Source organism: Pseudomonas sp. GW821-FHT05D12, assembly GCF_059419825.1.
This window is the reverse complement of the sequence record NZ_JBWKSN010000014.1, coordinates 131,268-145,976: the sequence shown is the minus strand read 5'-3', so window position 1 is coordinate 145,976 and position 14,709 is coordinate 131,268. Positions and strand designations below refer to the sequence as shown.

The window sequence follows — 14,709 nt, the reverse complement described above, 5'->3', positions numbered from 1 at the left end:
TTTGCTGTCTGGCGCGGATTAAAAGCGGTAAGTCACTGAACCGCCGAACCCATTGGCGCTGTTTTCATACTTGGCGTCGTAGGTCAGGCCCAGTGCAGGTTGGGTCTGACGAACCTTGATCGGCTCTTCCTTCAGGTAGGAATACGCCACATCGAAAGTCAGGTTGTCGACTGGCGTCCAACCGGCCCCCAGGCTGAAAACCGTGCGGTCCCCTGTAGGAATGCGCACGGAGCGGTCGGTGTTGTTGGTCGGGGTCTGGTCAACCGAGAACCCGGTGCGCAATACCAGTTGCTTGTTGACGCGATACGCCGCGCCGATCGCATGGGACCAGGTGTCGTGCCAATGCTGCTGTTCGGTGATGGAGTCCAGGCCGGCGAGCTCACTGGTGATGTCCGATACACCGGTATTGTTGACGGTGATTTTCTTCAACTGGCTCCAGCGGGTGTAGGTGCTGCCCACGTACAGGGTCCAGTCATCCGTCAGTTGGTGAGTGACCGAGAAATCCACGGACGACGGTGTGGTGACGTTGAGCTTGGCGTCATAACGCTGCGAACCGCCGTCCAACAGATCAGAGAGCACGCCCGAGGCATTGGTATGGCCACTCAGGTGGTAGACGACTTGCGAGTGGTAGGTCACGCCGACGCGGGTAGAGTCCAGCGCCTGCACCAGGATACCGGCGTTGAAACCTGTCGCAGTGTCGTCACCCTTGATCTTGACCGCCTCGGTGCCCAGGCCAAACGCTGGCACTTTGGAGTCGAGTTCGCCGTTGATTTTGTTGAAGGTCGGCCCGAAACCCACCGAGACCTTGTCATTGAATGCGTAGCTGACCGTCGGCTGTACGGTGATGACCTGGACCTTGCTCTTGTTGCCGAAGGCGTTGCCCTGGAAGCTGTGTTCGTAATCGGTCACCAGGCCAAACGGCGCGTAGATCCCGAGACCGAATGCCCAGTGTTCATCGATCGGCGTGACCAGGTAGCCCATCGGCACAGCAATCCCAGGGACCATATCGCCTTTGTTGGTACCCGGGTTGTCGGCACCACCTTGGGTCGAGCTGGCATCCTTGATGTTCGTCTTGGCATCGAGGTAGGTCGCCCCGATGCTCACTTCATTCTGCTTGAGGCGGGACATGCCGGCCGGGTTGCCGAACACCGTACTGGCATCGTCGGCAGAGGAGGAACGACCGGCGTAGCCCGTGCCCATTGAACTGATGCTTTGTTCGTTGAGCGCGAAACCACCGGCGAACAGCGGGGTGGAGGCAAGTGAAACGGCGAGCGCCAAGGCGCCTTTAAGAGTTTTGTTATTCATTATTAGGACTCGAATTATGGGGCAGCGACGAGGAAGCTACCAACGTTCGAGCGAGCGGTTTATGAAGAGTTTTTCATCTGCTGGATTGTCAGACAATCCTAGGTATTTCAAAGACTTTGGTCGATTTTTCGCGTCTATTTCCGACCTCATGACCCGAATCTGACCCGCCGGTTCCGGGCAGCCAACGCGGGCCATTGGCTGCCCGGCAATCTTATGGATTCCAGTATTTGTTCGCCGCCGCAATCGTCGCAAATTCGGTGGCTACCACCTGGCCAATGCTGATCAGCATGGCCGCGTCATTGGCGTACACATCGCGCAAGCGGCCACGTACCGCCTCGTCGGGCTGCGTGGCCTTGATGGCCGGTTCGCGCCCTTCTTCAGGCGTCGCGGTGATCAGGGAATTGTTCGGTATCAAACTCATCAGGGTGTGCCTTTTTATAGGTTGCATGGACCGTGGATCAGCTTTCGCCACGCCACGGCCGAGGACGGTGGGTTCATGGTGCGCAACTTCACGTGCCCGGTGGGCAGCGTGGTGCGCGAGGAGCAGTGCGTGTGCCGGGCGATGGCGGGCTTCTTTTCCGAGGCGACAGGCCGTCCGGCCACAGAACAGTGCTTGCGCGAAGATCGGCTGATCTGCCAGTACTTTATCGAGCAGATACCCACAGCGTGACCCTGAAGTCGCGGAGCCTGCGAGCCTTTGTACCTGGCGGTTGCGAAGGCGCGCCGCCAAGGTCAATATCGAGAAAAATTCCCATTAGTCCGTTCGGGCACTGAACCCGACGACGGAGTGCGCTTGCGGCAGCCGCTGGGTGCCGGCTACACCAAGATCTTCAATCTGCATGCCTCCTACGTGCGCTACACCAACCGCAAGGTCCTTTCGCCGCTGGAGGGCAAGAGCTATGAGGTAGGGATGTATGGCGCGCCGAGTAATGTCATGACCAGCCTGAAGTACAACTTCTGAGGCGCTGGCCCTCGCCTGATAGCCAGGCGAGGGCTGCTGATAAGGTGGGCTACGAGAGAATGGGTTTCTTGCGGGCAAAAAAAAACCCGGAAATCCTCACTTGCGTGGGCCTTCCGGATTTTCTAAACCGCCAAAAATGGTGGGTCGTGTGGGATTCGAACCTACGACCAATTGGTTAAAAGCCAACTGCTCTACCAACTGAGCTAACGACCCGCTGTGTGGTGGCGCGTATAATACTGATTTCTAAGGATTATTCAACACCTTATTTGAAATAAATCAGAAATAACGCGTTGGGTCCGCAATTCCGGCCGCTTGGAAGCCTTCTGCGCGCAGTCGGCAGCTGTCACATTTCCCACAAGCACGGCCGTCATCGTCTGCCTGATAGCAGGAAACAGTCAGCGAATAATCGACGCCAAGTCCTACACCAGCCTTCACAATATCGGCCTTGCTGAGGTTTTGCAGCGGCGCCAGGATACGGAATCCCTGCCCTTCTACCCCGGCTTTGGTCGCCAGGTTGGCCATGCGCTCAAACGACTCGACGAACTCTGGGCGACAGTCCGGGTAACCGGAATAATCCACGGCGTTGACGCCGATAAAGATGTCGCGGGCGTTCAGCACTTCAGCCCAACCCAGGGCCAGGGACAGGAACACGGTGTTGCGTGCCGGCACATAAGTCACCGGAATGCCTTCGCTCGGTGCTTCTGGCACATCGATGCTGCTGTCGGTCAAGGCCGAGCCGCCGATGCCATTGAGGTTCAGGCCGATCACCTTGTGCTCGGCAACCCCCATGTCCCGCGCGACACGCGCAGCGGCGTTCAACTCGGCGCGATGGCGCTGGCCGTAGTCAAAGCTCATGGTGTAGCAGGTGTAACCTTCAGCCTGCGCCATTGCCACCACCGTGGCGGAGTCGAGGCCGCCGGAAAGCAGGATTACCGCGCGTTTTTGATCCATGGTGTGTTCAGTCATATCAGCGTCCTGGCTCGTCGTTCCAAAGGTATTTATGCAACTGCAATTGCAGGCGCACCGGTAGATTGTCCGCAACCACCCAATCGGCGAGGTCACGCGCATTCAAGTCATGGTGGCTGGGGGAGAACAGCACCTCGCCCGCGCGACGGTCCAGGCCATACTGGATCAGCTTGGAGTTCGCCCAGTCGTAATCTTCACGGGAGCAGATGACGAACTTGACCTGGTCGTTGGCCGTCAGCAGGTCGATGTTCTCATAGCGGTTGCGGTGCGCTTCCTTGGAGCCTGGGGTCTTCAGGTCGACCACGCGGCTCACGCGCGGGTCCACCGCTGAGATATCCAAGGCGCCACTGGTTTCCAGGGACACCTCGTAACCGGCATCACACAGCTGTTTGAGCAACGGGATGGCATTGGGTTGCGCCAGCGGTTCGCCGCCCGTCACGCAGACGTAGCGCGGCCGGTAACCGGCAACCTGCTCAAGGATGTCTTCGAGGGTGCGCACCGTACCGCCACTGAAGGCGTAGGCGCTGTCACAGTATTGGCAACGCAACGGGCAACCGGTCAGCCGCACAAAGACTGTGGGCAGGCCAGCGGTGCGCGTTTCACCCTGCAACGAGTAAAAAACTTCGGTGATACGTAATGTGTCTTGCATAGTCGCCACGGGCGTAACAGCTAAACAGGCTGTCCGCCTCCGTCAGGCACTTCAAGGGACCCCGCCAACGCGTAGACCCCAAAAAGCGTGTTTCATAAAAGGGCGTGGATTCTAACGAAAAAACCCGCGACAGGCGCGGGTTTCTTCTAAACGGACAGCATCGCTTACAAGCGTTGCAAATCCCGTTGCGCCAACTGGGCAGCGGAAGTCCCCGGATACTGGGCGACAACCTGCTGCAGAATGCCTTTGACCTTGTCGGTATGACCCAGGCGGCGTTCTACGTCGGCGAGTTTGTACAGCGAATCAGGCACCTTGGCGTGCTTGGGGTACAGTTGGCTGACCTTGGCAAATGCCTGGCCGGCGCCCTGCAGATCACCCTTGGCCAGGTTGACCTCACCCAACCAGTATTGGGCATTGCCCGCGTACTGGCTGTTCGGGTACTTGCGCAGGAATGCGCTAAAGGCCTGGCTGGCCTTATCGAAATCCTTGGCTTTGATCAGGTCGAAAGCGGCATCGTAATACAGCTTTTCCTTGGCCGGATCACCCGGTTCGCTGCTGGCGGCAGGGGCGGCAGCCGCAGCCCCTGCTGCTGCACCACCGGCAGCAGCGCTTGGCGCGCCACCGGTAGAAGAATTATCAGGAGTAGCGGCAGGTGTAACGCCGGCTCCTATACGTCGGTCAAGATCCTGGTAACGCTCCAGGCCTTCTTGCTTCAGCTGGTTCACTTGATTTTGCAGTACTTCAATCGTGCCTTGCTGCTGCGACAATTGATCCTGCATGCGTTGCAGCTGGTTGAACAGTTCGCCCTGTGCCGAGGGAGCGGACGTAGCCGCTCCCCCCGCATAGGCGCCGTTCGTGCCATAACCTGCTGGCGGATAGCTGCTCCCGCTATTGTTATAGCCAGAGTTGCTATCTTCCACAGGAACCGCAGCCCACACCGCAAGCGGGGCGAGGCTGAGAGCCAATACAGTTAGAGCACGACGGCACGTTCGCATGACGAATTACTTACGCAGTTCGACGCGACGGTTTTGAGCCCAGGACTGCTCGTCGTGGCCAGTAGCAACTGGACGCTCTTTACCGTAGGAAACCAGTTCCAGTTGGCCTGGAGCAACACCTTGCAGTACCAGGTAGCGCTGAACGGCTTTCGCACGACGCTCGCCCAGTGCCATGTTGTACTCACGAGTACCACGTTCGTCGGTGTTACCTTCCAGAACAACGCGAGCGCCGTTAGCTTTCAGGTCCTTCGCGTGAACGTCCAGAGCGCGCATGGCTTCTGGCTTCAGGTCCGAACTGTCGTATTCGAAGTAGAAAGTGGTGATAGCGCGCAGAGCAGCTTCTTCGCTCAGGGAGCCGTCAACTGCACCAGTGTTAGCGCCGTAACCAGCGTTTGGATCAACAGCTGCGCCTTCACCGGCATTGTCGCCGCCTTTAGACGAGCAACCAACGGCTACGGACAGAGCCAGAGCCAGAGCAGCAAACTTACCAAACTTCAGCATTTCCATCGTGAAACTCCTAATGAACCCCAGTGTGTTAAGTACTTCTTTTTGTAGCGCCGCGTCAGTTCAGGTAAGGGGACCAGGACGGTTCTCTGACTTCGCCTTGAGCGGTAGGAAGCGGGAGCCTTACGCGTCCATTAATGGACACGAGCATCAAGACTCCCCGGCCCTGCTGGCGGGTGGCGTAGATTACCATGGTGCCGTTGGGCGCAACAGTAGCTGACTCATCAAGGTTGGTATCCGTGAGGATTTTTACGGTTCCACGCTGCAAATCCTGGGCCGCAACCCGGAAATTAGTGAAACCATCCTGACGGTGAATCATCACCAACGTCTTTTCATCAGCCGAAAGCTTCGGATTGGCGTTGTAGTTACCGATAAAAGTAACACGCTCTGCACCACCACCATTCACGTTCGCCTTGTAGACCTGAGGCTTGCCGCCGCGGTCAGAGGTGAAGTAGATGGTTGAACCATCCTTGCCCCAGAACGGTTCGGTATTGATACCCGGGCCGCTGGTTGCGCGAGTGATCTGGCGCGAAGCCATGTTCATCACGTAGATATCCGGGTTGCCGTCCTTGGACAGCACGAACGCCAGGCGCGAACCATCCGGCGACCAGGCCGGTGCACCGTTGAGGCCTTCGAAGTTGGTGATCTGCTCACGACGGCCAGTATCAATGTGCTGGACGAAGATACGCGGACGCTTCTGCTCGAAAGACACGTAGGCGATACGCTTGCCATCCGGCGCGAAACGCGGCGACAGGATAGGCTCACGCGATTGCAGCAGGGTCACGGCGCGTGCACCGTCATAGTCCGAGCGCTGCAAAGTGTAACGAGTGTTGTCTACGGAGAAACGCTCAGCCGTGACATACAACAGGCGCGTCGAGAACGCCCCCTTGATGCCGGTGAGTTTTTCAAACGACTGGTCCGAGATGTAGTGGGCCATGTCGCGCAGCTGTTCGGCAGTCCCCGAAACGCTGCCGGTCAAGACCTGCTGCTCAGTGGCCACGTTGAACAACGTGTACTGGATCTGCAGGCGACCACCCGCCGGAACGATGTTGCCGACCATCAGGTACTGGGCGCCGACGGCTTTCCAGTCACGGAAGATGACTTCGCTGGCCTGGGTAGGCTGGCTGATCATGTTGCCTTTCGGAATCGGCGCGTAGTAACCGGAATTGCGCAGGTCATCGCTGACGATCTGGGCCATGTCGTCCGGCAGCACGCTGCCGCCCTGCCAACCGAACGGTACGACTGCGATCGGGGTGGCCCGATCGCTACCGCTGGTGACCAGGATGTTCTTTTCATCCGCCGCCGCTATCCCTGCCATACAGCAAATAACGACAAGCATTCCTCGAAGAAGGTTTCTCACAAGGCTAGATCCTCAGGTGTGAATGTCATCTTGAATGAACGATAGGGAGCGAAGTCGCTTGGTTTCATTCCCTGCATCTCGGTCAACCGGCCAATGTTCTTGACCGCGGCAACCGCCGAACTGTCGAACGAACCGTCACCACTGGACTTGGCCACGCTGACCGAAGTCACCGTACCGTCCGGCAACATGCCGATCTGCAGCACTACTGTCATGCCTTTGCGTGCCGAAGGTGGACGGGTCCAGCCTTCTGCTGCGCGTGCCCGAATCAGGTCGTCGAAACTGCCCGCGACTTCATCGCCACGCTCATCGGCCAAGGCTTGCTGACGCTGCGGCGTGTCGGAGAGCAAATCTGCCAAGGCCTGGGCCTTTTTCTCTTCGGCGGATTTACGCGCTGCTTCCTGGGCCTTTTTCTTGGTGGCATCGGCGGCAGCTTTCTTCTTCGCGTCGTCGGCGATTTTCTTCTTCGCCTCGTCTGCTTCAGCTTTTTTCTTGGCGTCTTCGGCGGCTTTCTTCTTCGCGTCTTCGACTATCTTTTTCTTGGCGTCTTCAGCGGCCTTTTTCTTGGCCTCTTCTTCGGCAGCTTTCTTCGCTTCGTCTTCGGCTTTCTTCTTGGCTATATCAGCCAATTGTTTCTCTTCGGCCTTTTTCGCGTCGGCAGCTTTCTCGGCTTTCTTGGCTTCATCAGCCTTTTTCGCCTCGTCGGCCTTCTTCGCTTCGTCAGCCTTTTTCGATTCCTCGGCCTTTTGAGCCGCCTCTTCTTTCTTTTGTTCCGCAGCAGCCTTCACCGCTTCCTGCTCGACCTTCTTCTGTTCCATCTGTTCGACTTCAGTCTGGCGCGCAGCCGACTTCTGGGCCTCACCCGCAATCTTCTGATTGGTCTGGGTGGTGGCCTGGCTTTTCGATTTCAGCTGATACAGGGTCGCCTGCACGATCGGCTTGGCTGGCGGCAGATCCGGGGTCATGGCAAAGCTGACGAACAGCATGCCAAACACCAGGACGTGCAGGGCAATTGCCCAGACGCTAGGCCAGAAGAAGCTTTCCGAGGCGGACGGCTCTCGCTGTTGCTGCATCAGGGCGCCTCGGTAATCAAGCCAACGTTACCGACGCCGGCCTTCTGCAGCCCGCCCATGGCGCCCATGACAGAGCCGTAGTCGACCGACTTGTCACCCCGGATGAACACCTGGGTGTGCTTGCCGCCTTCGTTGCCGGAGCGAATGATCTTGGTCACCGCATCGGTCATCGCCGGCAGGGTCAAGGCCTTGTCTTGCTGTTTCTGAGTGTCGACTTCGCTGCCAAGGTTCCAGTAATAGGTCTTGTCAGCCTTGATCGAAATGGTCAGGACCTGTGTGTTGTTGTCTTGCGGCAAGGCTTCACTGGAAACCTTGGGCAGATCAACCTTCACGCCCTGGTTGAGCATCGGCGCGGTCACCATGAAGATGACCAGCAGCACCAGCATCACGTCGATGTAGGGCACTACGTTCATCTCGGCGACCGGCTTGCGCTTTTTGCGAGCTCGAGCGATTAAAGCCATTGGGAATTACCTGCTTATTCTTCGCTGGTGTGCACTTTACGGTGCAGGATCGCCTGGAATTCATCGGCGAAGGTGTAGTAACGGCCGATCAACGTTTCGCTGGTGGCAGCAAAGCGGTTGTAGGCGATTACTGCGGGGATAGCGGCGAACAGGCCGATCGCGGTGGCGATCAGGGCTTCGGCAATACCTGGGGCCACGGTGGCCAGGGTCGCTTGCTGGGCCTGGGCCAGGCCGCGGAAGGAGTTCATGATCCCCCACACGGTACCGAACAGGCCGATGTACGGGCTGACCGAACCAACGGTGGCGAGGAACGGCAGGCTCTGCTCCAGCTTCTCTTCTTCACGGGAGATGGCCACGCGCATGGCACGGGCCACGCCTTCCATCACGGCTTCCGGATCAACACCCGGCTGCTGGCGCAGGCGCGAGAACTCCTTGAAACCGGCACGGAAGATCTGCTCCACGCCCGAATCCGGGTCCGGGTTGCTGCCGGCCTGGCGGTACAGCTTGGACAGGTCGATACCCGACCAGAAGCGCTCTTCGAAGCTCTCCAGGGCACGTCGACCGGCGCGCAGCAGGTTGCTGCGCTGAAAAATCATGACCCAAGAGGTAACCGATGCGGCTACCAGGGTCAGCATGACCAGTTGAACCACAACACTGGCATTGCTGACCAGGCTCCACATGGAGGAATGGTCGACGACGGTAGGTTCCACGCTAAATCTCCTGCTTTGATTGTTTACCCGCGCCGCTCACGGCGGCAAAGGCCGCACGTAGAGTTTCGGGAATGGCCCGAGGTTTCAAACTGTTGGTGCGCACACACGCCACCAGGAACTGCCCCTCACAGAGCAGCGTTGCATCCGTTGCCCGCCTGACCTGTTGCTTGAAACGCAGGCTGGCACGGTTCAATTCGATTACTTCAGCGCTGACCAGCAGTTCATCGTCCAACCGCGCCGGCGCGTGATACCGCGCCTCGCTGGAATGCACGACGAACAACAGGTCCTCCCCTGCCAGCTCGGATTGGGCAAAGCCCAGCTCCCGTAGCCGCTCGGTTCGAGCCCGCTCCATGAACTTGAGGTAATTGACGTAATACACGATGCCGCCAGCATCGGTGTCCTCGTAATAAACGCGACAGCGATGTGCGAACGACTGATCCCCGTTTTGCGCGCGCATACTCTAGTGCTTACTCCTCAGGTTGCCAATCCGGCTGGGCAACTGTTTTTTCATCCACCGAAACATTTCCAGTGACTGAATGACGACGCCAGCCACTAGGACAGCACAAACATCGAATAAATCGACTTGCGTGAAGCTTTTAATCGTCCACTGCATCGAGGAATTCGTCTACCACAGGCATCTCACCCAATCGTGACGGAATGTTTAACCCGAAGTGCAGATACGCATGCCGCGTCACCACCCGGCCCCTCGGCGTACGCATGATGTAGCCCTGCTGGATCAGGTACGGCTCCAGCACATCCTCGATGGTGTGGCGCTCTTCACTGATGGCCGCCGCCAGGCTGTCGACCCCCACCGGGCCACCGTCGAACTTCTCGATCATGGTCAAGAGTAGACGCCGGTCCTGGTGATCGAAGCCATGCTCGTCCACATCCAGCAGGTTCAAGGCCAGGTCGGCAACGGCCTTGGTGATATGCCCCTTGGCACGCACTTCGGCAAAGTCACGCACGCGGCGCAGCAGGCGGTTGGCGATCCGTGGCGTGCCGCGGGCCCTGCGGGCGATTTCAAACGCGCCTTCCGGGTCCAGCGGCAGGCCGAGAATGCTCGCCGAACGGCTGACAATGGTCGCCAGGTCTGCGGTGCTATAGAACTCCAGACGTTGAACAATGCCGAAACGGTCTCGCAGCGGGTTGGTCAGCATCCCGGCACGGGTGGTCGCGCCGACCAGTGTGAACGGCGGCAGGTCGAGCTTGATCGAGCGAGCTGCCGGGCCTTCGCCGATCATGATGTCGAGCTGGAAGTCCTCCATCGCGGGGTACAGCACTTCCTCGACGATCGGCGACAGCCGGTGAATCTCGTCGATGAACAGCACATCGTGGGGCTCAAGATTGGTCAGCAATGCCGCCAGGTCGCCTGGGCGCTCCAGCACCGGGCCGGAGGTGGACTTGATCGACACGCCCATTTCCTGGGCAATGATGTTGGCCAGGGTGGTCTTGCCAAGCCCCGGCGGGCCGAAGATCAAGGTGTGGTCCAGGGACTCGCTGCGCCCGCGCGCTGCCTGGATGAACAGCTCCATCTGCTCGCGCACGGTGGGCTGGCCGATATAGTCGGCCAGGCTCAGGGGGCGGATGGCGCGGTCCTGGATTTCTTCACGGTCACGGGGGCCAGTGGCCGCGATCAGACGATCAGCTTCAATCACTTAAATCATTCCCTTCAGGGCGCGGCGGATCATGTCTTCACTGCTCAGGTTCTTGTCCTTGATGGCCGATACGGCCTTGCTGGCTTCCTGCGGCTTGTAGCCCAGGGAAATCAGTGCGCTGACCGCATCACTTTCGGCGCTGGCGACCTGGCCCGCCGGCATATCCGGTTGGTTCGGCACCAGGGCAAACATGCTCGGCACCACTTCCCAGGCTTTAAAGCGGTCCTTGAGCTCCACCAGCAGGCGCTCGGCCGTCTTCTTGCCGACCCCCGGGACCTTGGTCAGCGCCGAGGTGTCCTGGGCTGAAACGGCACGCACCAGCTCATCCACTTCCAGGCTCGACATCAATGCCAGGGCCAGTTTCGGTCCCACGCCATTGAGGCGAATCAGCTCGCGGAAGAAATCGCGGTCGCGCTTGCCGATGAAACCATAGAGTAGTTGCGCGTCTTCGCGTACCACCAGATGGGTGTGCAGCGTCAGCGGCTCACCGACCGACGGTAGGCGATACAGGGTGGTCATGGGCACTTCCAGCTCATACCCCAGCCCGTTTACATCCAGAATCAGGTGCGGCGGCTGTTTTTCAGCCAGGGTGCCGCGCAAGCGTCCAATCACGGTTCAGATCCTTAAAGCTTGGGGTCAGAGCATGGCCTGACCGGAAATAACGATTGCGCTGATGCTATCAGAGACGCAGGCGCCCGCCACGACTGCGTGCCGTACCGAGGCCGTGGGGCAGCAGGCTGGAACGGGTATGCGCGTGGCAAATCGCAATAGCCAGGGCGTCCGACGCGTCGATCTGCGGCTTGGCGGTGAGCTTGAGCATGTGCATGACCATCATCTGCACCTGCTCTTTATTGGCCGCACCGGTACCCACCACGGCCTGCTTGACCTGGGTCGCGGTGTATTCGGCGATTTCCATGCCCTCCTCCGCACCGGCCACGATGGCGGCGCCCCGGGCCTGGCCGAGCTTGAGGGCCGAGTCGGCATTCTTGGCCATGAAGACCTTTTCGATGCCCATGGTCACCGGCCCATAGGTCTGGATCACTTCACGCACGCCGCGATAGACGATCTGCAAGCGCTCGGCCAGCTCGCCCGCACCGGTACGAATGCACCCCGATGCAACGTAGATGCAGCCACGTGGCGTCTGCTGCACCACGCCAAAACCGGTGATGCGCGAGCCGGGGTCGATACCTAGGATTAAAGTCATAACGCCTGCGGGTTGGATTTACAGCGGTATGTGCCAGGCACACATCGTGTGTAACAGCATAGAACCCTGTGGGCGCTGGCTTGCCTGCGATGCGCGCGCCTCGGTGTGTCAGTGGCACCGCGGTGATGCTTTCGCAGGCAAGCCAGCGCCTACACTGGATTGTCTTGGATCTTAAGAGAGCTGTTCGGCTACAGATTCAGGGATGTCGGCGTTGGAGTACACGTTCTGCACGTCATCCAGGTCTTCGAGCATATCCAGCAGCTTCAACACTTTCTGCGCGCCGTCCAGGTCCAGCTCGGCGCTGGTGGTCGGCAACATCACGATTTCCGCGTCGGTGCCCTTGAAGCCAGCAGCTTCCAGCGCGTTACGCACGGCATAGAAGCCAGCAAAGGAGGTGAACACGTCGATGGAGCCGTCTTCGTTGCTCACCACGTCGTCGGCATCCGCCTCCATGGCAGCCTCGATCAACGCATCTTCGTCCACACCTGGCGCGAAGGAGATCTGCCCCTTGCGCTCGAACAGGTAGGCCACCGAGCCGTCAGTGCCCAGGTTGCCGCCGCACTTGCTGAACGCATGGCGCACGGCAGCAGCAGTCCGGTTGCGGTTGTCGGTCATGCACTCGACCATGACCGCCACGCCGCCCGGGCCGTAGCCTTCGTAGGTCAGCTCGACCATGTCGTCGGTATCGGCTGCACCGGCGCCACGGGCCACCGCACGATCAATGATGTCGCGGCTCATGTTGGCGCCCAGCGCCTTGTCCAGCGCCAGGCGCAGGCGCGGGTTGGAACCTGGGTCACCGCCGCCCTGGCGGGCAGCGACGGTCAGCTCGCGGATCCACTTGGTGAAGATCTTGCCTTTCTTGGCATCCTGACGCTCTTTGCGGTGCTTGATGTTCGCCCACTTGGAATGGCCAGCCATAACACAACTCCGAAATTCTGTAGAAACCTTATCAACCCCACCCCAGGTGGGATACAACCCTTGTAACGCAAAGGCGCATCCGAAGATGCGCCTTTTTAGACTGCGTAAACCTCAGTGCGCTTTCACGCAGCGGCCTTACTCAGCCTTCGGCGTCTCGCGCAGACGGATGTGCAATTCGCGCAGAGCCTTGGCATCCACCACACCTGGAGCCTGGGTCATGACGTCCGCAGCACTCTGGGTTTTCGGGAAGGCAATCACTTCACGGATCGACTGGGCGCCGGTCATCAGCATCACCAGGCGGTCCAGGCCGAAGGCCAGGCCACCGTGCGGCGGCGCGCCGTATTTCAGGGCGTCGAGCAGGAAGCCGAATTTCTCTTCCTGTTCCGCTTCGTTGATACCCAACAGGCGGAACACCGCTTGCTGCATCTCTTTGCGGTGGATACGGATCGAACCGCCACCCAGCTCGGTGCCGTTCAACACCATGTCGTAAGCGCGCGACAACGCGCCTGCCGGGTTGGCCTCCAACTCTTCAGGCGAGCACTTCGGCGCAGTGAACGGGTGGTGCAAGGCGCTGAAGCTGCCGTCGTCGTTCTCTTCGAACATCGGGAAGTCGACAACCCACATCGGTGCCCACTTGCAGGTCAGCAGGTCCAGGTCGTGGCCCAGCTTGATCCGCAGCGCGCCCAGGGCTTCGCTGACGATCTTGGCTTTGTCGGCACCGAAGAACACGATGTCGCCGTCGACCGCGCCGACGCGATCGAGGATCGCGTTCAGGTTGTCCAGCGGAATGTTTTTCACGATCGGCGATTGCAGGCCGTCAACGCCATTGGCGCGCTCGTTGACCTTGATGTACGCCAGGCCCTTGGCGCCGTAGATGCCGACGAACTTGGTGTAGTCGTCGATCTGCTTGCGCGGCATGCTCGCGCCGCCAGGCACGCGCAGGGCGGCGATACGGCATTTAGGGTCGTTGGCCGGGCCGCTGAACACCTTGAAGTCGACTTCCTTGAGCTGGTCGGCAACGTCCACCAGTTCCAGCGGGATACGCAGGTCGGGCTTGTCGGAACCGTAGCGGCGCATGGCTTCTTCGAAGGTCATGTGCGGGAACTCGCCGAACTCCAGGTCCAGCACTTCCTTGAACAGGTTGCGGATCATTTGCTCGGTCAAGCCCATGATCTCTTTCTCATCGAGGAAGCTGGTCTCGATGTCGATCTGGGTGAATTCCGGCTGGCGGTCGGCGCGCAGGTCTTCGTCACGGAAGCACTTGGCGATCTGGTAGTAGCGGTCGAAGCCGGCGACCATCAGCAGTTGCTTGAACAGCTGTGGCGATTGCGGCAGGGCGAAGAACGAACCCGCGTGGGTACGGCTCGGCACCAGGTAGTCACGCGCACCTTCCGGGGTAGCCCGGGTCAGGATTGGCGTTTCGACGTCAAGGAAGCCGTTTTCGTCGAGGAAGCGGCGGATGCTGGTGGTCATGCGCGAACGCAGGCGCAGCTTCTCGGCCATTTCCGGACGACGCAGGTCCAGGAAGCGGTAGCGCAGGCGGGTTTCTTCGCCGACGTCGGAGTATTCGTTGAGTGGGAACGGCGGGGTTTCCGACTCGTTCAGCACTTCCAGCTCGTAGCCCAGCACTTCGATTGCGCCGGAGGCCATGTTCGCGTTCACGGCACCGGCCGGACGCAGGCGAACCTTGCCAGTGATCTTGACGACGTACTCGCTGCGCACGCGGTCGGCGGCGGCGAAGCTCTCGGCGCGGTCCGGGTCGAACACCACCTGGGCCAGACCATCACGATCACGGATATCGAGGAAGATCACCCCGCCGTGGTCGCGGCGACGGTGAACCCATCCGCAAAGGGTGATTTCCTGACCATCCAGGGTCTCGTTCAGTTGGCCGCAATAGTGGCTGCGCATCATGGTAGTGGTTTCACTTCTCGTAATTCGAAATTCGGTGGAG

18 protein-coding genes and 1 tRNA gene are annotated in these 14,709 nt (G+C 59.6%); 2 read left to right on the top strand and 17 right to left on the bottom strand.

Translation table 11 applies throughout. The features are described from left to right. Positions 1-18: 18 nt before the first annotated feature. Together AC07SI_RS24640 and AC07SI_RS24635 are read right to left on the bottom strand one after the other, a co-directional pair. On the bottom strand, positions 19-1,305 hold the full coding sequence (locus tag AC07SI_RS24640) for an OmpP1/FadL family transporter (RefSeq protein ID WP_120449711.1): 1,287 nt from the start codon (positions 1,303-1,305) through the stop codon (positions 19-21). Positions 1,306-1,516: 211 nt separating this feature from the next. Further along, positions 1,517-1,726 carry a hexameric tyrosine-coordinated heme protein gene (locus AC07SI_RS24635; RefSeq protein ID WP_495006669.1) on the bottom strand — a complete coding sequence of 70 codons (210 nt, stop codon included), beginning with the start codon at positions 1,724-1,726 and terminating at the stop codon, positions 1,517-1,519. A gap of 75 nt (positions 1,727-1,801) precedes the next feature. Here AC07SI_RS24635 and AC07SI_RS24630 point away from each other — a divergent pair, with 75 nt between their 5' ends. Both AC07SI_RS24630 and AC07SI_RS24625 read left to right on the top strand, forming a co-directional pair. Beyond that, entirely contained in the window at positions 1,802-1,975 is a 174-nt protein-coding gene (locus AC07SI_RS24630) for a hypothetical protein (protein WP_495006668.1), read from the top strand. A 123-nt stretch (positions 1,976-2,098) separates the two neighbouring features. Continuing rightward, positions 2,099-2,266 carry a hypothetical protein gene (locus AC07SI_RS24625; RefSeq protein ID WP_495006667.1) on the top strand — a complete coding sequence of 56 codons (168 nt, stop codon included), beginning with the start codon at positions 2,099-2,101 and terminating at the stop codon, positions 2,264-2,266. A 137-nt stretch (positions 2,267-2,403) separates the two neighbouring features. On the opposite strand, the gene AC07SI_RS24620 is transcribed toward AC07SI_RS24625, so the two are convergent. The 15 genes from AC07SI_RS24620 to aspS form a co-directional block, all read right to left on the bottom strand. After that, positions 2,404-2,479: transfer RNA gene (locus tag AC07SI_RS24620), tRNA-Lys, on the bottom strand. Between the two features lie 63 nt (positions 2,480-2,542). Further along, positions 2,543-3,217 (bottom strand): 7-cyano-7-deazaguanine synthase QueC, encoded by a 675-nt coding sequence (queC, locus tag AC07SI_RS24615; protein WP_162946163.1) that lies wholly within the window; start codon positions 3,215-3,217, stop codon positions 2,543-2,545. Between the two features lie 16 nt (positions 3,218-3,233). After that, entirely contained in the window at positions 3,234-3,881 is a 648-nt protein-coding gene (gene queE, locus AC07SI_RS24610; protein ID WP_106802748.1) for a 7-carboxy-7-deazaguanine synthase QueE, read from the bottom strand. A 164-nt stretch (positions 3,882-4,045) separates the two neighbouring features. Continuing rightward, a complete protein-coding gene (gene ybgF / locus AC07SI_RS24605) occupies positions 4,046-4,876 on the bottom strand; it encodes a tol-pal system protein YbgF (RefSeq protein ID WP_495006666.1) in 831 nt (276 codons plus the stop codon). Between the two features lie 6 nt (positions 4,877-4,882). Continuing rightward, positions 4,883-5,383, bottom strand: a complete 501-nt coding sequence (gene pal / locus AC07SI_RS24600) for a peptidoglycan-associated lipoprotein Pal (protein ID WP_003209827.1) — start codon at positions 5,381-5,383, stop codon at positions 4,883-4,885. A gap of 55 nt (positions 5,384-5,438) precedes the next feature. Continuing rightward, positions 5,439-6,719 (bottom strand): Tol-Pal system beta propeller repeat protein TolB, encoded by a 1,281-nt coding sequence (tolB, locus tag AC07SI_RS24595; RefSeq protein ID WP_065908853.1) that lies wholly within the window; start codon positions 6,717-6,719, stop codon positions 5,439-5,441. A 17-nt stretch (positions 6,720-6,736) separates the two neighbouring features. Then, positions 6,737-7,810 carry a cell envelope integrity protein TolA gene (gene tolA, locus AC07SI_RS24590; RefSeq protein WP_065908851.1) on the bottom strand — a complete coding sequence of 358 codons (1,074 nt, stop codon included), beginning with the start codon at positions 7,808-7,810 and terminating at the stop codon, positions 6,737-6,739. Then, positions 7,810-8,262, bottom strand: coding sequence for a protein TolR (gene tolR / locus AC07SI_RS24585; RefSeq protein WP_161793227.1), 453 nt, complete (start codon positions 8,260-8,262; stop codon positions 7,810-7,812). Before tolR ends, tolA begins: the two co-directional genes overlap by 1 nt. Before the next feature lie 23 nt (positions 8,263-8,285). Next, the gene (tolQ, locus tag AC07SI_RS24580; protein ID WP_015885609.1) at positions 8,286-8,981 is read right to left on the bottom strand and encodes a protein TolQ; all 696 of its coding nucleotides are present in this window, start codon (positions 8,979-8,981) and stop codon (positions 8,286-8,288) included. A 1-nt stretch (position 8,982) separates the two neighbouring features. Then, positions 8,983-9,438 carry a tol-pal system-associated acyl-CoA thioesterase gene (gene ybgC / locus AC07SI_RS24575; protein ID WP_065908849.1) on the bottom strand — a complete coding sequence of 152 codons (456 nt, stop codon included), beginning with the start codon at positions 9,436-9,438 and terminating at the stop codon, positions 8,983-8,985. Between the two features lie 139 nt (positions 9,439-9,577). Continuing rightward, on the bottom strand, positions 9,578-10,636 hold the full coding sequence (gene ruvB / locus AC07SI_RS24570; protein ID WP_065908846.1) for a Holliday junction branch migration DNA helicase RuvB: 1,059 nt from the start codon (positions 10,634-10,636) through the stop codon (positions 9,578-9,580). Beyond that, the gene (gene ruvA / locus AC07SI_RS24565) at positions 10,637-11,248 is read right to left on the bottom strand and encodes a Holliday junction branch migration protein RuvA (protein ID WP_025854761.1); all 612 of its coding nucleotides are present in this window, start codon (positions 11,246-11,248) and stop codon (positions 10,637-10,639) included. 67 nt (positions 11,249-11,315) lie between these two features. Further along, positions 11,316-11,840: a crossover junction endodeoxyribonuclease RuvC gene (ruvC, locus tag AC07SI_RS24560; protein ID WP_065908840.1), complete on the bottom strand. Its 525-nt coding sequence runs from the start codon at positions 11,838-11,840 to the stop codon at positions 11,316-11,318. Between the two features lie 171 nt (positions 11,841-12,011). Continuing rightward, positions 12,012-12,758 carry a YebC/PmpR family DNA-binding transcriptional regulator gene (locus tag AC07SI_RS24555; RefSeq protein WP_065908837.1) on the bottom strand — a complete coding sequence of 249 codons (747 nt, stop codon included), beginning with the start codon at positions 12,756-12,758 and terminating at the stop codon, positions 12,012-12,014. Positions 12,759-12,893: 135 nt separating this feature from the next. Then, positions 12,894-14,669: an aspartate--tRNA ligase gene (gene aspS / locus AC07SI_RS24550; RefSeq protein WP_056858570.1), complete on the bottom strand. Its 1,776-nt coding sequence runs from the start codon at positions 14,667-14,669 to the stop codon at positions 12,894-12,896. Positions 14,670-14,709 lie beyond the last annotated feature (40 nt).